At 71.3% G+C, this 19,919-nt stretch carries 19 protein-coding genes, 1 tRNA gene and 1 pseudogene; 8 read left to right on the top strand and 13 right to left on the bottom strand.

From position 1 onward, the window contains the following. Positions 1 to 37: 37 nt before the first annotated feature. The gene (locus tag AC4BGE_RS13475; protein ID WP_490572284.1) at positions 38 to 1,372 is read right to left on the bottom strand and encodes a M20/M25/M40 family metallo-hydrolase; all 1,335 of its coding nucleotides are present in this window, start codon (positions 1,370 to 1,372) and stop codon (positions 38 to 40) included. Positions 1,373 to 1,465: 93 nt separating this feature from the next. Between AC4BGE_RS13475 and AC4BGE_RS13470 the strand changes: the two genes are divergently transcribed. Next, a tRNA-Leu gene (locus AC4BGE_RS13470) sits at positions 1,466 to 1,551 on the top strand. Here the strand turns inward: AC4BGE_RS13470 and AC4BGE_RS13465 are convergent. From AC4BGE_RS13465 to AC4BGE_RS13445, 5 genes and pseudogenes are all read right to left on the bottom strand, one after another. Further along, the gene (locus tag AC4BGE_RS13465) at positions 1,533 to 2,168 is read right to left on the bottom strand and encodes a hypothetical protein (RefSeq protein WP_490575618.1); all 636 of its coding nucleotides are present in this window, start codon (positions 2,166 to 2,168) and stop codon (positions 1,533 to 1,535) included. The two genes, AC4BGE_RS13470 and AC4BGE_RS13465, sit on opposite strands and share 19 nt — an antisense overlap. A 340-nt stretch (positions 2,169 to 2,508) precedes the next feature. Further along, positions 2,509 to 3,123 (bottom strand): HEAT repeat domain-containing protein, encoded by a 615-nt coding sequence (locus tag AC4BGE_RS13460; RefSeq protein WP_490575617.1) that lies wholly within the window; start codon positions 3,121 to 3,123, stop codon positions 2,509 to 2,511. Positions 3,124 to 3,275: 152 nt separating this feature from the next. Beyond that, positions 3,276 to 3,674 (bottom strand): hypothetical protein, encoded by a 399-nt coding sequence (locus tag AC4BGE_RS13455; protein ID WP_490575616.1) that lies wholly within the window; start codon positions 3,672 to 3,674, stop codon positions 3,276 to 3,278. Positions 3,675 to 3,864: 190 nt separating this feature from the next. Further along, on the bottom strand, positions 3,865 to 4,089 hold the full coding sequence (locus AC4BGE_RS13450; protein ID WP_490575615.1) for a GH-E family nuclease: 225 nt from the start codon (positions 4,087 to 4,089) through the stop codon (positions 3,865 to 3,867). A gap of 62 nt (positions 4,090 to 4,151) precedes the next feature. Then, positions 4,152 to 5,334 (bottom strand): annotated as a pseudogene (locus AC4BGE_RS13445) (IS3 family transposase). Positions 5,335 to 5,475: 141 nt separating this feature from the next. On the opposite strand from AC4BGE_RS13445, the gene AC4BGE_RS13440 reads away from it, so the two are divergent. The 4 genes from AC4BGE_RS13440 (at position 5,476) to AC4BGE_RS13425 (ending at position 8,992) form a co-directional block, all read left to right on the top strand. Next, positions 5,476 to 5,769 carry a YiaA/YiaB family inner membrane protein gene (locus AC4BGE_RS13440; RefSeq protein WP_490571374.1) on the top strand — a complete coding sequence of 98 codons (294 nt, stop codon included), beginning with the start codon at positions 5,476 to 5,478 and terminating at the stop codon, positions 5,767 to 5,769. 265 nt (positions 5,770 to 6,034) lie between these two features. Next, positions 6,035 to 7,663, top strand: a complete 1,629-nt coding sequence (locus AC4BGE_RS13435; RefSeq protein WP_490575614.1) for an MDR family MFS transporter — start codon at positions 6,035 to 6,037, stop codon at positions 7,661 to 7,663. Between the two features lie 89 nt (positions 7,664 to 7,752). Further along, on the top strand, positions 7,753 to 8,334 hold the full coding sequence (locus tag AC4BGE_RS13430; RefSeq protein ID WP_490571376.1) for a LysR substrate-binding domain-containing protein: 582 nt from the start codon (positions 7,753 to 7,755) through the stop codon (positions 8,332 to 8,334). A 22-nt stretch (positions 8,335 to 8,356) separates the two neighbouring features. Continuing rightward, positions 8,357 to 8,992 carry a class I SAM-dependent methyltransferase gene (locus tag AC4BGE_RS13425; protein ID WP_490575613.1) on the top strand — a complete coding sequence of 212 codons (636 nt, stop codon included), beginning with the start codon at positions 8,357 to 8,359 and terminating at the stop codon, positions 8,990 to 8,992. Positions 8,993 to 8,995: 3 nt separating this feature from the next. Here AC4BGE_RS13425 and AC4BGE_RS13420 read toward each other — a convergent pair whose 3' ends face one another. From AC4BGE_RS13420 to AC4BGE_RS13410, 3 genes are read right to left on the bottom strand one after another with little or no spacing between them, the layout of a single operon-like run. Then, the gene (locus AC4BGE_RS13420) at positions 8,996 to 9,682 is read right to left on the bottom strand and encodes a sulfotransferase (protein ID WP_490571378.1); all 687 of its coding nucleotides are present in this window, start codon (positions 9,680 to 9,682) and stop codon (positions 8,996 to 8,998) included. A 10-nt stretch (positions 9,683 to 9,692) separates the two neighbouring features. Next, entirely contained in the window at positions 9,693 to 10,268 is a 576-nt protein-coding gene (locus tag AC4BGE_RS13415) for a nucleosidase (RefSeq protein WP_490575612.1), read from the bottom strand. Beyond that, positions 10,265 to 11,701 carry a GuaB1 family IMP dehydrogenase-related protein gene (locus tag AC4BGE_RS13410; protein ID WP_490575611.1) on the bottom strand — a complete coding sequence of 479 codons (1,437 nt, stop codon included), beginning with the start codon at positions 11,699 to 11,701 and terminating at the stop codon, positions 10,265 to 10,267. The genes AC4BGE_RS13415 and AC4BGE_RS13410 overlap by 4 nt, the downstream gene beginning before the upstream one ends. A gap of 45 nt (positions 11,702 to 11,746) precedes the next feature. Between AC4BGE_RS13410 and AC4BGE_RS13405 the strand changes: the two genes are divergently transcribed. Next, positions 11,747 to 12,853, top strand: coding sequence for a galactokinase (locus AC4BGE_RS13405; protein ID WP_490575610.1), 1,107 nt, complete (start codon positions 11,747 to 11,749; stop codon positions 12,851 to 12,853). 38 nt (positions 12,854 to 12,891) lie between these two features. On the opposite strand, the gene AC4BGE_RS13400 is transcribed toward AC4BGE_RS13405, so the two are convergent. Genes AC4BGE_RS13400 through AC4BGE_RS13390 form a run of 3 tightly spaced genes read right to left on the bottom strand, consistent with a single transcriptional unit; the run spans position 12,892 to position 16,971 of the window. After that, on the bottom strand, positions 12,892 to 14,328 hold the full coding sequence (locus AC4BGE_RS13400) for a pyridoxal phosphate-dependent decarboxylase family protein (RefSeq protein ID WP_490575609.1): 1,437 nt from the start codon (positions 14,326 to 14,328) through the stop codon (positions 12,892 to 12,894). Between the two features lie 45 nt (positions 14,329 to 14,373). Next, complete coding sequence (locus AC4BGE_RS13395; protein WP_490575608.1) at positions 14,374 to 15,600, bottom strand: acyl-CoA dehydrogenase family protein; 1,227 nt, start codon at positions 15,598 to 15,600, stop codon at positions 14,374 to 14,376. A 15-nt stretch (positions 15,601 to 15,615) separates the two neighbouring features. After that, on the bottom strand, positions 15,616 to 16,971 hold the full coding sequence (locus AC4BGE_RS13390; protein WP_490575607.1) for an acyl-CoA dehydrogenase family protein: 1,356 nt from the start codon (positions 16,969 to 16,971) through the stop codon (positions 15,616 to 15,618). A gap of 87 nt (positions 16,972 to 17,058) precedes the next feature. Here AC4BGE_RS13390 and def point away from each other — a divergent pair, with 87 nt between their 5' ends. Together def and AC4BGE_RS13380 are read left to right on the top strand one after the other, a co-directional pair. After that, entirely contained in the window at positions 17,059 to 17,649 is a 591-nt protein-coding gene (gene def / locus AC4BGE_RS13385) for a peptide deformylase (protein WP_490571385.1), read from the top strand. A 95-nt stretch (positions 17,650 to 17,744) separates the two neighbouring features. Beyond that, entirely contained in the window at positions 17,745 to 19,088 is a 1,344-nt protein-coding gene (locus AC4BGE_RS13380) for a hypothetical protein (RefSeq protein ID WP_490575606.1), read from the top strand. 24 nt (positions 19,089 to 19,112) lie between these two features. Here AC4BGE_RS13380 and AC4BGE_RS13375 read toward each other — a convergent pair whose 3' ends face one another. Beyond that, entirely contained in the window at positions 19,113 to 19,916 is an 804-nt protein-coding gene (locus AC4BGE_RS13375; RefSeq protein ID WP_490575605.1) for a TrmH family RNA methyltransferase, read from the bottom strand. Between the last annotated feature and the right edge of the window lie 3 nt (positions 19,917 to 19,919).

Genomic DNA, 19,919 nt, shown 5'->3' with positions numbered 1-19,919 from the left:
GATCCTCGGGCGACCTTGGACCCTGGTGCCAGGGACCTCAGGCCTGGTCGAGGAACCGGTCGAAGACCCGCGCGCCGAACTCCAGGGCGTCGACCGGCACCCGCTCGTCCACCCCGTGGAAGAGCGAGCCGAAGTCGAGGTCGGCCGGCAGCCGCAGCGGCGCGAAGCCGTAGGAGGACATGCCCAGCTTGCGGAAGTGCTTGGCGTCGGTACCGCCGCTCATCAGGTACGGCGCCACGATGCCGTCCGGGTCCTCGGCCAGGATCGACCGGGTCATGGCGTCCATCAAGTGGCCTTCGGTGGCCGACTCCCAGGGCTGCTGGTGACTGATGAACTCCCGGGTCACGTGCGGGCCGCAGAGCTCGTCGAGCGTGGCGAAGAACTCGTCCTCGTAGCCCGGCAGGAACCGGCCGTCGATGTGGGCGGTGGCCTCGGTGGGGATGACGTTGACCTTGTAGCCGGCGTCGAGCATCGTGGGGTTGGCGGTGTTGCGGATCACCGCGCCGAGCATCCGCGCCGAGCTCTCGAACTCCTCGACGAGCGCCTCGGCGTTCTCCGGCGTCGCCTCGGTCCCGGCGATCCGGGCCACCGAGGCCAGCAGCACCTCCATCGCCGGGGTCAGCCTCACCGGCCACTGGTGGGCGCCGATCCGCGCGACCGCCCCGGCCAGCTCGGTGACGGCGTTGTCGCGGTTGACCATCGAGCCGTGGCCGGCGGTGCCGCGGGCGCGCAGCCGCATCCAGGCCATCCCCTTCTCGGCCGCCTCGATGAGATAGATCCGCTGACCGCGCACCGTGGTGGTGAAGCCCCCCACCTCGCCGACGGCCTCGGTGACGCCCTCGAACAGCTCGGGCCTGTCGCGGACGAGGACCTCGGCCCCCTGGTGGCCGCCCGCCTCCTCGTCGGCGGTGAAGGCCAGGACGATCGGCCGCCGGGGCACCCGGCCGGAGCGCACCCTGGCGCGCACCACCGAGAGGAGCATCGCGTCGAAGTCCTTCATGTCCACCGTGCCCCGGCCCCAGAGGTAGCCGTCGGCGATCTCGCCGGCGAAGGGGTCGTGCGTCCAGTCCTCCGCGGCGGCGGGGACGACGTCCAGGTGGCCGTGGAGCAGCAGCGCGTCGCCCTCCGAGCCGCCCCAGCGAGCGACCAGCGACGTGCGCCCCGGCGCCCCTTCGATCAGCTCGGAGGCGATGCCGACCTCGTCGAGCAGGGTCGCGACGTGCTCGGCCGCCTTCCGCTCCCCAGGCCCGGAGCCGTCGCCGTAGTTGGAGGTGTCGATCCGGACCAGGTCACGGCAGAGGTCGACCACCTCCGCGGCGGGGTCGTGCTGCGGGTCCACGGGCGGGCGCTCGGTGACGTTGTCCATGTCCATGCCCCCATCCTGACCGGCTGGGGCCCGAGCGCGAAACGCCATGACCCCGATTGCGGCATTCCGCTCCGGTGTTGCTAGGGTTTCACCGCACTCGTCCGGGTGGCGGAATTGGCAGACGCGCTAGCTTGAGGTGCTAGTGCCCGTATTAGGGCGTGGGGGTTCAAGTCCCCCCTCGGACACGCACGCTAACCCCACCTGGGGCCACATCGGCCCCAGCGTGGGGTTGGTTCATTTCCGGGGCCCCTCCCTTGAGGACGACCTCGGCGCGGGCCACGCGGGTAGCAGGCTCGTAGACGATGCGCAGCCGCACCGTATCGAAGAACGCGTGCAGCAGTTCGGCGTTCACGTCGGTGGGGTCCAGTTCCGTGGCAACGGCCACGAACGAGTCCAAGTAGGTCTCGACCATCTCGCGGGTCACCGAGACCTCCGTGACGGGTGCCGGTGCCAGCACGTCAACGAGCGCCTTCTTCTCGCCGGTCAGTTCACTGATACGACCCGCCAGAAGGGCCGGGTCAGTGCCCGCCTCGATGGCCGACACCAAGTTCGCCAGGCCCCTCTCCATCTCAGCCAACTTCCGCTCGCTCGTGGCGCGGCGGGCATCGACCTTCGTCGGCTTCTCCGCCCAGCCCAACAGGTCGTCCAGCAACGCGGCTCGACCGGCCGGTGCGAACAGCGAGGCAATCCACGGGAGGACCTCGTTCAGTACCTCGGCCTGACCAAGAGACACGTTGGCCGGATGGGTGGCCACGGCGGGGCTGGCCTCGACCAGGTCACGACTGCGGCACCGGTACTTCACGTACTGAGGGGTCGGGGGCATTGCGTCAGGTGGCCACGAGGCCGATCACCGTGAGCGTGTTCGACCCGACCTCGGTGAGTCCGTCGTCGGCCGCACGTTGGGCGCAACTCGCGCGCCCGGATGTTCGCTGCTCCTAGGCCCCATGCATCGGTTGACGTCGACGTAGCCGTCGTCGCACGGTCACGTTGGGACTCACGGTGTGTTCTCGGGGGCTCAGTCAGGAGGACGGCGCGACGGCTCTTCGCTCGAATACGCGAACGCACGTCAGTGCCCTACTCCACCTGGCCAGCCCTGGGCATCCTGGAAGCGCTGGGCATGCGTGCGATCCGGTTAACCCTGATCAGTCGCCCAACTTGGCGAGTGTCTTGTCGATCTCTTTTCGCAGATGCGAGTCGCTCGTGTTTCGGACTTTCTCCAACGCTGGCCGCGCAGCGGGGGGACGCAACCGACGGAGTGCCAGAACAGCATGGAGACGGACGTCATCGTCTTCGAGCAGCCCCGTAAGAGTGTCCACGGCTCCAGGGTGCTTCGACTTCCCCATGCCGAGGACGACCATTTGGCGGGCTCGCCCATACGCCGGATTCACACACAGGGCACGCAGTTCCTCGTAGGCGCGGTCATCCCAGAGCACCTCTAGGGCGTTCCCTGCCACCCAGCGCAGTTCGATGTCTGCTTCTGAATCCCCAGTGCTAATGGCAATGAAGTCTTCAATGACCGCTTCCAGCGCGGCGTTCTTCGCGTAGGGCACGGAGAGGGCACGCAGCAACGACTCGTGGAGTCCGAAGTCGGACACTCGCGGGAGCCAGTCCACCAGGACCGGTATCGCCGCCTTGTAGTTGCTCGCTCCCTCTCGAAGGTCGTGAAGAGAAGAGACGTCGAACCCGGCACCTCGCAGGTCCGAGAGGATCGCCGACTCCTGACCAGGCCGCTCTAGCCCTGCGCCGGTTTCGGTCACAATGTCTTCCTCAGGATGATGCGGCCTGCATCTACTAGGCCTTGGGCCCGGGACAGGACGTTCTTGGTCACCAGGCACGCGCCTGCATTGGGGATGAACTCGATCATCTCGTGGGCCATGCGTTACCCCCAGTGGAAACGGGTCTGTGGGTCTCAGGGTGCTTCATTGGTCGGGCCGGGCACTGGAATGCCGCGCTCGGTGAGGAGTGCCTCGCACCGTTCGACGAGCGCCGCCCGGTGGGAGTACCACACACGGAGGTTTCCCAGCACGGTGCGGCCGTGGACACTGGGGAGCAGTAAGTCGATGTCTGGACGTGCCAGCAAGACGTCGTAGAACGGCTTGAGGTCCGCGTCGGTGTACTTAAACGTCGATGCAGCGGCCTCCAAGGGGGTTCCCTCATTCCCCATAATTGCGTTGACGTCAGCACCGAGGTCCAGCATCCGCTGGAGCAGCCGAGCCTCACTCTCGAAGTCGTGGGTGTTGCCCCAGACGAGAACGTGCAGGGGGTGCCGCGCGGTAACGTCGGCTCCGTCGTCGAGCAGTCGGTTCACGATCTTCTCCGGGTCTCCGGGTCTTTGTGGCGCAGAGCCAACGTGAGCAGTGTGCAGCTACTGAACCCGTCATAGTTCGCGAACGTCGGACGATAGACAGCCTCAAACTCCTCCCACGTTCCACGCCGCAGCACGCCATACAACTCGGAAGTGTCGCGAGGTTCTTTCCGGCTCAGCCATCCCATCAGTTCTACCTGTCCTTTCTGCGGGGTCTCGGCACTACCTCGTCGACCCCGGACTGGTTACGGCCTGGGTGCTCGGGCACGTAGCTGGAGGGGTCGTGCCACTCGTCAAGAAACTGCCGGAGAGTGATCTTCCCGGACAGGTACTCGTCCGGCACTACGTGGTACGGCCTCTCGGGCTCGTGCCCCATGTTCCACTTGTCAGTTCGGGGTTGTCCCGGCTCCCACTGCACCTTGACGTTGACCCCGTTCTGGGACTGGCCCCGCTTTGGTTGACGCGTAGCGGTTGCGGTGTTCAGGCCGCGTCTGCGGCCGCGTAGATCATCTCAAACTCGACGGGCGTGAGCCTGCCAAGTCCTCGCTGTCGTCGGCGGCGGTTGTACTTCGTTTCGATCCAGCGGACCATCTCGAGCCGCAGCTCGTCGCGGGTGTCCCACCGGCGGCTGTTGAGCACGTTCTTCTGCAGGAGCGCGAAGAGGCTCTCCATGCTGGCTTGTCCCCGGCCCCGTAGGAGCGGCCCATCGACCCGACCAGGCCGTTGTTCTCCAAGAGCTGCGGGTGCGCTTGGCACGAAATTGACCGCCCCTGTCGAAATGACAAACGGTCCCGACTGGGGAACGGAGCGCGATGGCGTTCCGCATCGCTGCCTGTGCCAGCGACGACTTCATCCTCGAGTCGATGGAGTACCCGACGATCTTGTTGGAGAAGACGTCCTTGATCGCGCAGATGTAGAGCTTGCCTTCTCGCGTGGGGTGTTCTGAGATGTCCCAGAGCCACACCTTGTTGGGTGCGTCGGCGATGAACTCGTGCCGGATCACGCCGTGCTCGTCGACGACCGCGAGTAGGTCGTCGTGGGGGGCCGGCCCGGTGGTACCTGGCTTGGAGCGCTCCTTGTGATGACTCGCGCTGATCCCGGCGATGCGACAGAGCCGGTGGACGGGGTTCTCCCCGACGGTGATGCCGTGCTCGTCGGCCAGCTCGTCAGTGAGAAATCGATACCCGAGCGTCGCGTCGTCCTCGTGGATGTCGTAGAGGACGTCGACGAGGTGGGCGTCGTCCCAGTCGCGCTGGGACACGGGATCTTTGAGCCACTTGTAGTACCCCTGGGTCGTCAGACCCAGGACCCGGCACGCCACCGCGACCGGCACCCTGATCGGGACACCGGTCGCGGCCATTTCACGGACGAGCGGGAAGACTACTTTCCCGGCAGGTTCGCCTGAGACAGATACGCGGCTGCCCGGCAAAGGACCTCGTTCTCCTGCTCGAGGAGGCGGATCCTCTTGTTCGCTTCGCGAAGCTCCTTGCGGTCGTCATCGGTCATACCCGGACGCTTGCCGTCTTCGATGTCGGCCTTCTTCATCCAGTTCGCCAGCGATCCTTCGGCCGAAGTCTTTCGCGATCTGCGCCAGTGACGACCGGCCCTGGCGGGCCACTCGCACGACGTCGTCGCGGACCCCCTTGGGATAGGGCTTTGCCACGAGGGACATCCTTCCAGCGAGGAGCGATCCTCACAGGTCAGGCGTCAACCGAACTCGGGGCAGTCCCCTCGCTTCTTTCCCCTCGAGGTTGAGTACGCGCACCCATCCGCCGCCGGTTCGCCGTCGAGCACGATGATCGGCATGGAAACCACCAAGAACCCCGCCGTCAAGACCACCTCCGCCTTCTTCGCCCAGGCGGCCATCGCCTTCGGCGTCTCCGTCATCGGGCTCCTCTGGGCCGTCCTCTACCTGCCGCTCGACCCGTGGCAGCGCGGGTTCGTCGCCATGACCTCTCTCTTCCTCGTCTCCTCGACGTTCACCCTCGCCAAGGTGGTGCGCGACAAGCACGAGGAGCAGAACGTCGTCTCCCGGATCGACCAGGCCAGGGTGGAGAGGATCCTGGCCGAGCACGACCCGTTCCGCTCCGTGGCGTGACGCCGGGGCCGGGGTTCGTCGCCTCCGTCGAGGCCGGCGGGAGCGGCCCCGGTCCTGCGGAGACCACCCGACAGGCCCGGGCACAAGGACTTGCTCGTCCCAGCCCTGGCGCCCGTAACGGGTGAGGCTCAAGGAACGCCTGTGGCGATTGTCGTCCATCCCGACCAAGCGCCAGGTGTAGCGTGACCCGACGAGCACCTCGCGATTCCCATGACCGGTTCCGGTCGCCGACGTCCTCCCCCAGACCTCACGGCCGGAGCCCTCCTTGGCCACCACCACCGCCGCGCAGCGCGCCCCGCTCGACCGCACTGTCGTCGTCACGGGACTGGTCGTCGTCTCGGGGATGATCATGTCCGTCCTGGACAGCACGATCGTCAACGTCGCGCTCGACACCCTGAGCTCAGACCTCGACGCCTCCCTGACCCGGACCCAGTGGGTGGTCACGGGCTACCTGCTCTCCGTCGCGATGGTCATCCCGATCACCGGCTGGGCCATCGACCGATTCGGCTCGAAGCCGATCTGGATCACCGCGGTGATCATGTTCGTGATCGGCTCCGCCCTCTGCGCGACCGCCTGGAACATCGAGAGCCTGATCGGTTTCCGGATCCTCCAGGGGCTCGGCGGCGGCATGCTGCTGCCGGCGGGGCAGACCATGATCGCCCGCGCCGCCGGCCCCGACCGGATGGGCAGCGCGATGGCGATCCTGGGGGTGCCGATGCTGCTCGGCCCGGTCTTCGGCCCCGTCCTGGGCGGGCTGCTGGTCGAGTACACGACCTGGCACTGGATCTTCGTCGTCAACATCCCCGTCGGCATCCTCGCGGTCGTCCTGGCCCTCTGGAAGCTGCCGGGAGGCAGCGCGACCGAGGACGTCGGCGGACTGGACGTCGTGGGCCTGGTCCTGCTCTCCGGCAGCCTGGCCGGACTGCTGTACGGCCTCTCCGAGGCCAGCGCCCGCGGCGGGTTCGACGAGTGGGGCGTCGCGGGCTGGCTCGTCGGCGGTGGCGTCGGCCTGGCCCTCTACGTCGGGTACAGCATGATCCGTGGCGCCGACTCGATCATCGACGTCCGGCTGCTCGCCGACCGGGTCTTCGCCAGCAGCACCGCGGCGATCTTCCTGGTCGCCATCGGCATGTTCGGCGGGATGCTGCTGCTGCCGCTGTACTACCAGACCGTGAGGGGCGCGGGGGCCCTGGAGGCCGGGCTGCTGATGGCGCCGCAGGGGCTGGGCGCCATCGTGGCCGTGCTCCTCACCGGCCGCCTGACCGACAAGTACGGCGCCGGCTACATCGTGCCGGTCGGGGTGGTGCTCGCTCTGGTGGGCACCATCCCGTTCACCCAGGTGAGCACCGACTCCTCCTACTGGTGGCTCTCGCTGTCCCTGGTGGTGCGCGGCCTCGGGATCGGCTCGGTCATGATGCCGACCATCTCCTCGGCCTACAGCCGGCTCAGCAGCGACAAGGCTTCCCGGGCCGCCCCCACCCTGTCGGCGATCCAGCAGGTCGGCGCCTCCCTGGGCAGCGCGGTCCTGGTCACCGCCCTCACCCACCACTTCACCGGGGAGATCGCCTCGCGCGGCCTCGCCCCCAAGAGCGCCGGCGGCGGCAGCGGAAGCACCGAGCTCACCTCTATCCCGCGCAGCGAGATGGAGGTGGTGGGTCCCCTGCTCTCCGGCTCCTTCGGGTTCGCCTTCTGGGTCGCGTTCGCCCTGACTGCGCTGATCATCCTGCCCGCCCTCCTGCTGCCCCGGCACCGTCACGACCCCGGGGCCGCCGCGGCCCAGGACCCCGGGCCCGGGACCGCTGCGGCGGTGACACCGACGGCTCAGGAGGATCAGGACCGGCGCGGCCAGCAGGCCGCTCCGCCCAGCGACCGCAGCACGGAGCCGCCCACGTAGGGCGGCGCGCGAGTCAGCCTCGACGGCGGCGCGGCCGTGCCTGCGCCGTCGCCTCGTGGGACCCGCCTGGGTCGTGAAAGGCTGCCCGCATGACCCTGCGCGTCGCCTTCGTCCCCGGTGCCACCCCCGACAAGTGGGCGCGCGCCTGGCGGGAGCGCTCCCGGGAGCGGCTCGAGCTCCTCCCGGTCGAGGAGGCGGAGCAGCGGGCGGTGCTCGACGACGGGCGCGCCGACATGGTGCTCGGCCGGCTCCCCCTGCCCGGCGTCAGCGACGACCTCTTCTGCATCCCGCTCTACGAGGAGCTGCCGGTGGTCGTCGTGGGCGTGGAGCACCCGGCGTCCCTCTTCGAGGAGCTGACGGCCGCCGACCTCGCCGACGAGCAGTTCGTCCTCGGTGTGCCCGAGGGGGTGACGGCGACCGCGGAGCAGCTGGCGTTCCCGCCGATGTCGAGCCGGGAGGCCGTGGAGGTCGCCGCCAGCGGCACCGGCGTCGTGGTGCTGCCGATGTCGGTGGCCAGGCTCCACCACCGCAAGGACGTCGTGCACCGCGTGGTCACCGACCTGCCCACCACCCGCGTCGTCCTGGCCTGGCGCCGGGACCGGGACGACGACACCACCCAGGCGTTCGTCGGGGTCGTGCGCGGACGCACCGCCCGCAGCTCGCGCGGCTGAGGCGATGGGTCACCATGGGGGCATGACTGGCCAGACCGGACGACCCGACCGCACCGAGACCACGGGCCAGGCGGCCCGGCCCCGCTGGTTCACCGACACCAAGGACTCGCACTCCCAGTGGTACGTGGAGCGGTTCCGCACCCTGGCCGCCGACGGCGCCGACCTGGAGGGTGAAGCGCGGCTGGTCGACGCGATGGTGCCGCGTGGCTCCCGGGTGCTCGACGCGGGCTGCGGGCCCGGCCGACTGGCGGGAGCCCTTGCGGCGCGAGGCCACGAGGTGTGGGGCGTCGACGTCGACCCGGTGCTGATCGAGGCGGCCGAGAAGGACCACCCGGGCCCCACCTACCGGGTCGCCGACCTCTCCACCCTGGACCTCGACACCGAGCCCTTCGACCTCGTTGTCTGCGCGGGCAACGTGATGCTCTTCCTCGCCCCCGACACCGAGCGGGCCGTGCTGGAGCGCCTGCACGCGCACCTGCGCCCCGGCGGCCGGCTGGTGCTCGGCTTCCGTCGCGACCCCGAGGCCTACAGCTGGGACCGCCTCGACGCCGACGCGGTCGAGGTCGGCTTCCGGGTCGACCACCGGTTCGGCACCTGGGACCTCGAGCCCTGGACCCAGGACTCGGACTTCGCCGTCACGGTGCTGCGCCGGGTCTGAGCCTCAGGCGCGGGCCTTGATCGAGTGGGGCACCGCCAGGGTCTTGGCGATCCGCGCCTCTTCGAAGGTCTCCCCCAGCCAGTCGAAGAGCCCCCGCAGCGCACCGGGGTCGTCGCGGTAGTCGTCGTAGTGCACCCGGTAGGCGGCGTCCCCCAGCTCGTCGGCCACCCCCAGCATCCGCTCCTCGATCACCTCCAGGCGGCCCAGTGGGTCGTCCTTGTGCCGCCAGAACGCGCTGGCCGCGACGTCGGGCAGGTTGCGGGTGTTGACCACGAATCGCGCACCGGGGAAGACCTGGCGCAGGAAGTCGACGTACTTCGCGAGGTCCTGGTCGTACCAGCGGATCTCCTTGAAGCCCGTCACCCGGGTGCTGGGCTCGGGACGCAGCAGCGTGTCGAGCACCAGGCGCCTGACGTCGCGCAGGGACGCGTCCTCGTCGAAGCCGTGGATCCCGAACCAGGGATGCGTCGACGCCTGGGCGTTGCGCGGGTTGACCCGGGCCTGCTCGACGAGCCCGCTGCGGTGGAACTCGTAGAGGTGGCGCACGGCGTGGCGGTTCTCGCCCCGGATCAGGTAGCCGGGGATCGAGTTGAGGATCCCCATCAGCAGGGTCGACCCGGAACGGCCGTAGGTCATCACGAAGACGTAGTCGAGCTGCTCGTCGTCGGCGACTCGTCTCCTCAGTCTCACGAGCGCGATCCTATCCGCCGACGCTGACCTGCTCCTCGACCCACCGGCCGAGGACCCGCGCGCTGGTGTCGACGAAGTCCGGCCAGTCCTTGGCGGACTCGTCGGCCTGGTCCGAGACGTGCTTGGCCAGGCGGACCGGGACGCCCACCGCCTGGGCCGCCCAGGCGACCGCGTAGCCCTCCATGTCGACGAGGTCGGCGCGCTGGGCGAGCACGTCGCGAACCTGCGGGTCGGTGACGAAGAGGTCGCCGGTGGCCAGCACCACGGCCCCCGGCCCGACCACGAGCTGCTCCTGCGGGTCGTAGCCCAGGGCCCGGACGGCGTCGGCGTCGATGTCGTGGTTGAGGACCACCCCGGGCTCGTGCAGGCCCTCCAGTCCCGGACGCAGCGCCCCCGCGGTGCCGACGTTGAAAACGGTGAGCCCGGTGAGGTCGCCCATCGACGCCAGCGCGTGCGCCGTCCGCGCCGCGGCCGCCGTCTTGCCCAGTCCGGTCACGACCACCGGGTGGCCGGTCGGCAGGTGGGCCGCCTCCGCGGCCGTGGCGGCCACCAGCAGGAACCGGCGGCCGGGTGCCGGACGGCTCACCAGCTGCTCGTCAGGGGGCGGCCCTCGTGGAAGCCGGCGGCCGACTGGACACCGACCACGACGCGCTCGTGGAACTCCTCCAGGGTGCGGGCCCCGGCGTAGGTGCAGGCCGACCGGACCCCGCTGCAGATCTCGTCGACCAGGTCCTCGACCCCGGGACGCGCCGGGTCCAGGTACATCCGCGAGGAGGAGATCCCCTCCTCGTAGAGCCCCTTGCGGGCCCGGTCGAAGGCGGACTCGTGCGAGGTGCGGTTGGCCACCGCCCGCGCGGACGCCATCCCGAAGGACTGCTTGAACAGCCGCCCCTCTGCGTCCTGGAGCATGTCGCCCGGCGACTCGTGGGTGCCGGCGAACCAGGAGCCGATCATCACCGCCGAGGCTCCCGCGGCCAGCGCCAGGGCCACGTCGCGGGGGTGCCGCACGCCGCCGTCGGCCCACACGTGACCGCCGCGTTCCCGGGCGGTCTCGGCACACTCCAGCACCGCGGAGAACTGGGGTCGGCCCACCCCGGTCATCATCCGGGTGGTGCACATGGCGCCGGGTCCGACGCCCACCTTCACGATGTCCGCGCCGGCGTCGAGCAGGGCGGTGGTCCCCTCGGCCGAGACGACGTTCCCGGCGACCACCGGGACCTGCGGGTCCAGCGCCCGCACCGCGCGCAGCGCGTCGAGCATGCGCTGCTGGTGGCCGTGCGCGGTGTCCACCACCAGGCAGTCGACCCCGGCGGCCAGCAACCCGGCGGCCTTCTCGGCGACGTCGCCGTTGACCCCCACCGCCGCGGCCACCCGCAGCCGGCCCGTGTCGTCCACGGCGGGCGTGTAGAGAGTCGCGCGCAATGCACCCAGCTGGGTCACCACACCGAGCAGCTCACCACGCTCGTCGACGGCCACCGCCAGCGGGGCGCGGGAGTGCTCGAGGCGGTCGAAGACCTCGCGCGGGTCCGTCTCCGGTGCGACCCGGACCAGGTCGGTGGTCATCACGTCACGGACCTGGGTGAACCGGTCGACCCCGCCGCAGTCGTCCTCGACCACCACCCCGACCGGACGCCGACCCTCCACCACCACGGCTGCACGGTGGGCCCGCTTGGGGATCAGGGAGAGTGCCTCGCCCACCGTCTGGTCACCCGACAGCTCGATCGCGGTGTCGAAGACCCGGTGCCTGCTCTTGACCCAGGAGAGCACCTCGGCCACGACGGGCAGCGGGATGTCCTGCGGCAGCACCGTCAGGCCGCCGCGCCTGGCCACCGTCTCGGCCATCCGGCGTCCGGCGACCGCGGTCATGTTCGAGACGATCAACGGGAGCGTGGCTCCGCTGCCGTCGACGGTGGCGAGGTCGACGTCGTAGCGGCTGGCGACCGCCGAGCCGCGCGGCACCATGAAGACGTCGCCGTAGGTCAGGTCGTGGGGAGGCGTGCTGTCACCGAGGAATCTCACCTGGCCAAACTACCGCTGCCCCGGCAGCCCTCTAGGCTCCTCGCCATGCTCGACCCGCTGTCGCCCGACCTGGCTCGCCCCGTGCACCGGCGGTTCCGCGACGTCTTCGGCCGCAGCGCCACCGTGGTGGCCCGGGCGCCCGGGCGGGTCAACCTCATCGGGGAGCACACCGACTACCACGGCGGGCTCTGCCTGCCCATCGCCCTGCCCCACGCCACCTGGGTGGCCGCCGCGCCGCGCGACGACGGTCGGGTCAGGCTGCACAGCACCGCCACTGCCGACCCCTGGACCGGCCCGGCCGGCGCACCCGCGTCCGGGTGGGCCGCCTACGTGACCAGTGCCCTGGCTGCGGTGGGACAGCCGGGCGGACAGGGCGGCGGTCTGGATCTCCTGGTCGACAGCTCGGTGCCGGTGGGCGCCGGGCTGTCGAGCTCGGCCGCGCTGATCTGCGCGGTCGCCACCGCGTTCGGCACCGCTCCCCCGTCGGCGCTGGTGGCGCCCTGCGTCTCCGCGGAGGTCGACGGGGTCGGCGCCCCCACCGGGGGGCTCGACCAGAGCGTCGTGCTGCTCGCGCGGCCAGGGCACGCACTGCTGCTCGACTTCGGCGACGGCACCCGGCGCCACGTGCCGTGGCGCCCCGACCGCGCCGGGCTGGAGCTCCTCGTGGTCGACACCCGGACCCGGCACGCGCACGCGGACGGCGCCTACCGGACGCGGCGTACCGAGGCCGAGGCCGCGCTCGCCGTCGCGGACCCGGGGACGCTCGACGACACGGGCCGCCGCAGGCGCCGCCACGTGCGGACGGAGAACGAACGGGTGAGGGGCGTGGTGGCGGCCCTGGCTCGCGACGACTGGGCCGAGGTGGGCCGTCTCTTCTCCGCCTCGCACGCCAGTCTCCGCGACGACTACGAGGTCTCCTGCCCCGAGCTCGACGTGGTGGTCTCACGGGCGCTGGCCGGTGGCGCCTGGGGCGCCCGGATGACCGGCGGCGGGTTCGGGGGCTGCGCCCTGGTGCTCGCGCCGGTGGGCGCCCGCGAGCGGGTGCTGGAGGAGGTGGGCGCGGGCTTCGCGGCACGGTCGTGGCCGGCGCCGCGCTACCTGCCGGCACCCGCCTGTGGGGCCGCCGCCCGGGTGCCGCTCGCCGCCCCCTGACCAGCCCCGACAGCCGCCGGAGACCCTGATCGCCCCGGTCAGGCCTCGAGCTCGTCGGCGAGACGGACCAGCGCCCGCCACGTCGTCAGCACGTCGTCCTCCCCGGTGCGCCAGCCGCCCACGGCCAGCCGGATCGCCGCGGCGCCCTCGACCCTGGTGTGGCTCAGGTAGGCGATCCCCGAGTCGTTGAGCGCCTCCATCACCCGAAGCGTCGCCTCGTCGCCCGCGACGAGCCGGAAGACGACCAGGCCGAGAACCGGCTCGGTGACCAGCTCGAACCGGTCGTCCTGGCCGAGCAGGGCGACGAAGCGGCCGGCCAGGGCGACGCCGGAGCGGATGTGGCTCCGGAGCCCGGCCCGTCCGTAGGTGCGGAGCACCGCCATCAGCTTCAGCGCCCGGAACCGCCGGCCGAGCTGCGGATGCCAGTCGCGCAGGTCGACCACGCTCCCGGTCTCGCTCGCCGGGTTGCGCAGGTACTCGGGCACCAGGCTGAGCGCACCGGTGAGGGCTGCCCGGTCGCGCACCCAGAAGGCGCTGCAGTCGAAGGTGGTGAGCAGCCACTTGTGCGGGTTGGTGACGTAGGAGTCGGCGTGCTCCCCGACCCCCGCGTGCAGCCACCGGTGCTCCGGGCAGAGCGCCGCGACCCCCGCCCACGCGGCGTCCACGTGCACCCAGGCCCCGTGCTGCCGGGCCACCTCGCCGAGGGCGGCCACGTCGTCGACCGCCCCCGTCGAGGTGGTGCCGACGGCGGCCTGCACCAGGACCGGCACCAGGCCCGCCGCCGCGTCCTCGGCCATCACCCGGCGCAGGTCCGCCACGTCCATGGCCTGGGTGACGGGGTCCACCGCGACCGTGCGCAGCGCCGCCTCGCCGAGGCCGGCCATGATCACCGCCTTGTGCAGGGAGGAGTGGGCCTGCGTCGAGGCGTAGACCCGCAGCCGACGGTCGACCCCGTCGGCCCTGGCCGTACCCCCGGTGGCCCGGTGCAGGGCGGCCAGCAGGGCGGTGAAGGTGGCCGTGGAGGCGGTGTCGTGGATGACGCCGCCACCGGGCCCGGCCGAGCCGAACTCCGCGGGCAGGCCGATGGCCTCCGCGAGCCAGTCGAGGACGACCTGCTCGACCTCGGTGAGCGCCGGGCTGGTGGCCCAGAGCATGCCCTGGGCACCGATCCCGCTGGAGAGCAGGTCACCCAGCACCGCGGCCGGTGAGGAGTTGGCCGGGAAGTAGGCGAAGAAGCGGGGGTGCTGCCAGTGCGTGAGACCGGGCATCAGCACCCGGTCGAGGTCGTCCAGCACCGCCCCGAAGTCCTCGCCGGACTCGGGGATCGCGGCGGGCAGCCGGGCGGCGACCTCACCCGGCGCCACCTGGGATCGCACCGGTCGGGCGTCCAGTCCCTCCCAGTAGTCCGCGATCCAGTCGATGGCCGCGTGACCGTGACGACGGAACTCCTCGGGCGACATGTGCGGGCTGCTCATGGCCGCAACCTAGTCCGCCGCCAGCGCGGGGCGTCCCGTGTGGGGCTACTTCAGCTCCGCGCTGGAGAGGCCGAGCACCCGGCGGGCGACGATCAGCTGCTGGATCTGCTGGGTGCCCTCGAAGATGTCGAGGATCTTGGAGTCCCGCGACCACTTCTCCAGCAGCTCGGCCTCGCTGTAGCCGAAGGTGCCGGCCAGCTCGACGCAGGACAGGGTGATGTCGGAGCCGACGCGCCCGGCCTTGGCCTTGGCCATCGAGGCCTCCAGCGAGTTGGGCAGGCGGTTGTCGGCCATCCACGCGGCCTGCATGGCGAGCAGGCGCGCACCCTCCAGGTCGGCCTCCATCTGGAGGAACTTCGCGGCCGCGGCGCTCTGCACCTGGGCCGGCCGGTCGTAGTCGATGACGATCCCGGCCTGCTCGAGCAGGTCCCGGGTGAGGTCCAGGGAGGCCCGGGCACACCCGATCGCCATGGCGGCGACCATCGGGCGGGTGTTGTCGAAGGTCGCCATGGCGCCGCCGAAGCCGGCCTTCACGTCGATCTCGGGCGAGCCGAGCAGGTTCTCGGCCGGCACCCGGCAGTCGGTGAAGGTGATGACCGCCGTGTCGGAGGCCCGGATCCCGAGCTTGTGCTCGAGCCGCTCCACCCGCATCCCCGGGGTGCCCTTCTCCACCACGAACGACTTGATGGCCGCGCGGCCGAGGCTCTTGTCGAGGGTCGCCCACACCACGACGGCGCCGGCCCGCTCGCCCGCGGTGACGAAGATCTTCTCGCCGTTGAGCACGTAGTGGTCGCCGTCGAGCGTGGCCGTCGTGGTCAGGGCAGCGGAGTCGGATCCCATGCCGGGCTCGGTGATGGCCATCGCGGCCCACAGGCCCTTGAAGCGCTCCTGCTGCTCCGGACTGGCCACCGAGGCGATGGCCGCGTTGCCGAGCCCCTGCCGCGGCATCGAGAGGAGCAGGCCGGTGTCGCCCCAGCACATCTCGGCGATCGAGAGGATGGAGGCGAGGTTGGCGCCGTTGCGGGCGCCGTCGTCCTTGCGCTCCTTCTTCTCCGGGCGGGCCTCCTGGCTGACGCCGGTGGCGCCGGCCCCTTCGGCCGTGCCCGACTCGGCCAGGCCGTCGATCATCGCGGCCAGCATGTCGAGCTCCTTGGGGTAGGAGTGCTCGGCGGCGTCGTACTTGCGGGAGATGGGACGGAGCATGTTCATCGCGACCTGGTGTGCCTGGTCGATGAGCATGCGGTGCTTGCGGGGGGTCTCGAGGTTGATCATCGTGGTGCCCCGTCCTCAGACGAGGACGCCTCCTTCCATCACGCCCAGGGCCCTCAGGTCGCGGTACCACCGCTCCACCGGGTGCTCCTTGACGAAGCCGTGTCCTCCGAGCAGCTGGACGCCGTCGAGTCCGATCTTCATCCCCTTGTCCGCGCAGAGCCGGCGGGCCAGGGCCACCTCGCGGGCGAACTCCTTGCCCTGCGCGGCGCGGGAGGCGGCGCGCCAGGTGACCAGCCGCATCGCCTGCAGCTCGATCGCCATGTCGGCGACCATGAACGCCACCGACTGCCGGTGGGCCACCGGCTCACCGAAGGCCTCCCGCTCCTTCACGTAGGGGGTCACGTAGTCGAGCACCGCCTGGGCGGTGCCGACCGCGAGGGCGCACCACGCCAGCCGGGAGAGCCGCACGCACTCGGCGTACGTCGAGCCGTCGGCCTCGCCGAGGAGCTCGGCGGGCGTGTCGCTGAGCTGGAGCCGGGTCAGGCCGGCGGCCCGCACCCCCATCGAGGGATCGGCCACCACCTCGATGCCGGCGGCGCCGGACTCCACCACGAAGAGCGCCGGACGCCCGTCGAGCTCGGCGCCGACCACGAAGAGCTCGGCCTCCGCACCTCTCGGCACGGCGGACTTCAGGCCGTTGAGCACGAACCCCTCGCCCTCGCGTCGGGCGGTGGTCTGCGGGGAGAGAGCGTCGAAGAGGACCCGGGGCTCCGCCAGGGCCAGGGCCGCGGCGGGGCAGTCGTCACCGGTGAACGCCGGGAGGTAGGTCTGCTGCTGCTCGTCGCTGCCCCACAGCGAGATCGCGGTGGCGACGGCGCCGGGCGCCAGGGTGGCCACGGCGAGGCCCATGTCGCCCTTGCCGAGCGCCTCGGCGACCAGGGTGCCGGCCATCGCGGAGCGCTCCTCGGTGATGCCGCCCAGGGACTCCGGGACACCCAGGATCGGCAGGCCGATCTCGAGGCTGGAGGCCAGCACGGCCTCGGGCGCCGCGCACGCGTCGTCGGCCTCGGCCGCGACCGGGCGGAGCACCTCGGCGGCGAACTCGGAGACCACGTCGACGAGCATCTGCTCGTCCTCGGTCGGCGTCAGGTCGAAGCGGCCCGTGGCCGGGGTGCTCGGGGCTCGCACGCCGGCACCCTTGCGGCCCTTGCGGGCGAAGGTGCGACCGGCGGCCGCGGCGGTCCTGAACCCCCCGCGGGTGGCGGTGAAGACGACCTGCTCGGCGGTCCGGCGCAGCCCCACGCGGTCCAGCAGCTCACTGCGCGCCAGTCGGCTGAGCGCAGCCACGGCATAGCCGAGCGGGGCGCGGGTCTCGCCCGACGCCAGCCCGTTCTTGCCGCCCGGTCCGAGGGCAGAGGAGATGGAGGCCATGGCGGCACTGTAACTAGCAGTTACACACAGCGCCACAGATACGAGGTGTGTCGCAGATCACAGCACGCCCGTCGCTAGCATGATCACATGTCGCAGGCTCCCCACGCTCCCCACGGTCCACTGCCCGAAGGGGGACGCGTCCGCCCCATCACCCGCTGGGGCGCGGAGGTCATGCACCGGCCCCAGGCGCTGGTCACCGAGTTCGACGACGCTCTGCGCGAGCTGGCCGCCGACATGGTCGCCACCATGCGCGCCGCAGACGGCGTGGGCCTGGCCGCCTGCCAGATCGGGGAGGACGTGGCCATGTTCGTCTTCGACTGCCCCGACGACACGGGCGCGCACACCGTCGGCGTGGTCTGCAACCCGCGGCTCACCCTCCCCGAGGGCAAGGACCGGCGGCTCGACGACGACGACGAGGGCTGCCTCTCCTTCCCCGGTGCGTTCATCGAGTGCCCGCGGCCGGACTGGGCGCGCGTCGACGGCTACGGGCTCGACGGGGAGCCGGTCACCTTCGAGGGCGACGGCCTGCTGGCCAGGTGCCTGCAGCACGAGACCGACCACACCCTCGGCACCGTGTTCGGAGACCGGCTGCCGACCAAGGCGCGCAAGAAGCTGCAGAAGGCGCACGACAAGGCCGCCGACGAGTACCCCGCGGGCTGGCCCGCCGAACTCACCTGACGCCGTTCGGGTCAGCCGCGCCCGGGCGCACGCGGGACAGCCCGCGGATACGGCATTCGCCAGCGCCGGGCGCCGCGGACGACCATCATGTGCGCATGGCAACGAGGCGCCAGGTCTTCTCGCGCATGTGGGCGGTGGCGGCCCTGGCCCACCTGGCCGGCAACTCCCTCGCCGGCGAGCTGTGGCCCTCCCCCGACCTGCTCGGCGTCGCCCTCGCGCTGCTGGGGGTGGTGGCGACCGCCGTGCTCCTCGACCCACGCCCGAAGCGGGTCCTCCTGCTCATGGGCCTCGTGGTGGTCACGGCCGTGCTCGAGGCGCCCGTGCTGGGCAACCACTGGCTGCTCGCGGCCCTCGTCTCCGCCGGCTACCTGCTGACCGCCGGCTGCCCGGAACGCTTCGAGCCGCTGGCCCGGACGGTGCTCCTGGTCTTCTACTCGTTCGCCGCCTTCGCCAAGCTCAACACCGGATTCCTCGACCCCGTCACCAGCTGCGGGACCTTCCACCTCGACGAGGCCTTGGGCGCCTTCGGGCTCCCGTCGGCCGGCACCGCCGGCGCCCTGCCGCTCGTGGCGGTCTGGGTCCCGGTGGCAGTGGAGCTGGCGGTCCCCCTCCTCCTGCTGGTCCCCCGGACGAGGCGGTTCGGCGTCCTCCTCGCGATGGCGTTCCACACGGCCCTCTCCTTGGACCTCGGCCAGCACTTCTACGACTTCACCGCCGTCCTCCTCCCGCTCTTCGCCCTGTTCCTCGCCGACAGCTTCTTCGAGCGCCTCGCCGCCCTGGGCCGTCCCCTGGGCCGGAGGCGTCGGCGCGCCCTGCGGGCGGCCGGGATCCTGGTCGGCGTCTCCGTGACCGCGGCCAACGTGCTGCCACCCACCGCCGCCTCGAACGCCTGGCTCTCGTCGGGCAGCTTCTTGTGGTGGCTGCCCTACGCGCTGCTGGTGGCCTGGGCGGCGGTCATGGCAGGACCTTCGCTCCGGCCGAGCTGGCGGCTCGGGCCGGCGGGGATCGCGCTCGTCGCCCTCGTGGTGGCCAACGGACTCACCCCCTACCTGGAGCTCAAGTCGGCCTACGGGTGGCACATGTACTCCAACCTCGTCCTGGTCGAGGGCGAGTCCAACCACCTGCTGGTCCCCCGCTCCCTCCCCCTGCGGGACTCCCACCAGGGCCTGGTCCGGGTCGTGGCCAGCAGCGACAGCGACCTGGCCTCCTACGCCTCTTCCGACTACCGGCTGCCCTGGCCCTCCTTCCGGGCCTACACCCACCAGCGGCCCGAGCTCGCCGTCACCTACGAACGCGAGGGCCGCACCGTGGTCGTCCCGCGGGTGGGCGACTCCGCCCTGGCCGAGCCCGTCCCCTGGTGGTGGCGCTGGATGCCGCTGCGCGCGGTCAACACCCGGGCCCCCGACACCTGTCAGGACTCCTTCCTGCCCGCGCTCTGAGCCCGGCCGCCTCCCCGGGGGTGCTCAGCGCTGCGCGGCCACGTAGCAGGCCACCGCACTGGCGGCCGCGACGTTGAGCGAGTCGATCCCGGCCTGCATCGGGATGATCGCGCGTCGGTCGGCCGAGCGCTGCCAGCGCTCGGAGAGACCCGGGCCCTCCGAGCCCAGGACCAGGGCGATCCGGTCGACCCCGGCCACCGCCTCGGGCACCGGCACCGCGTCCTCTGCGAGGGTGAGCGCGACGGTGGTGAAACCGCGGCTCGACAGGGAGGGCAGCGCGTCGTACCAGTCGTTGAGGCGGGTCCAGGGCAGGGTGAAGACGGCGCCCATGGCGACCTTGACCGCCCGGCGGTAGAAGGGGTCCGCGCACCGCGGGGAGAGCAGGGCCGCGTCGAAGCCCATGGCGGCACCGCTCCTGAAGATGGCACCGACGTTGGCATGATCGACCACGTCTTCCAGGACGAGGACCGAACGGGCGCCCTCGAGCACCTCCTCGACGCTGGGCAGCGGGCGGCGGTGCAGCGAGGCGAGCGCCCCACGGTGCACGTGGAACCCGGTGACCTGCTCGGCCAGGCGCTCGTCGACCACGTAGCAGGGCGCGGTGGTGGTGGCGAGCACGTCGCTGAGCCCGTCGAGCCACCGCGGGGCCATCAGGAACGAGCGGGGCTCGAAGCCGCCCTCGACGGCCCGCCGCACGACCTTCTCACCCTCGGCGAGGAAGAGCCCGTGCTCGGCCTCCAGGCTCTTGCGCAGCTGCACGTCACGCAGATCCCGGTAGTCGGCCAGCCTGGGGTCCTCCGCGGAGTCGATCTCGATCAGGGTCGCCACAGC

It is taken from the genome of Nocardioides sp. Z50_6, from assembly GCF_058215755.1.
Note: the sequence above shows the minus strand (reverse complement) of the source record. Positions and strands in the feature narration are given on the sequence as shown.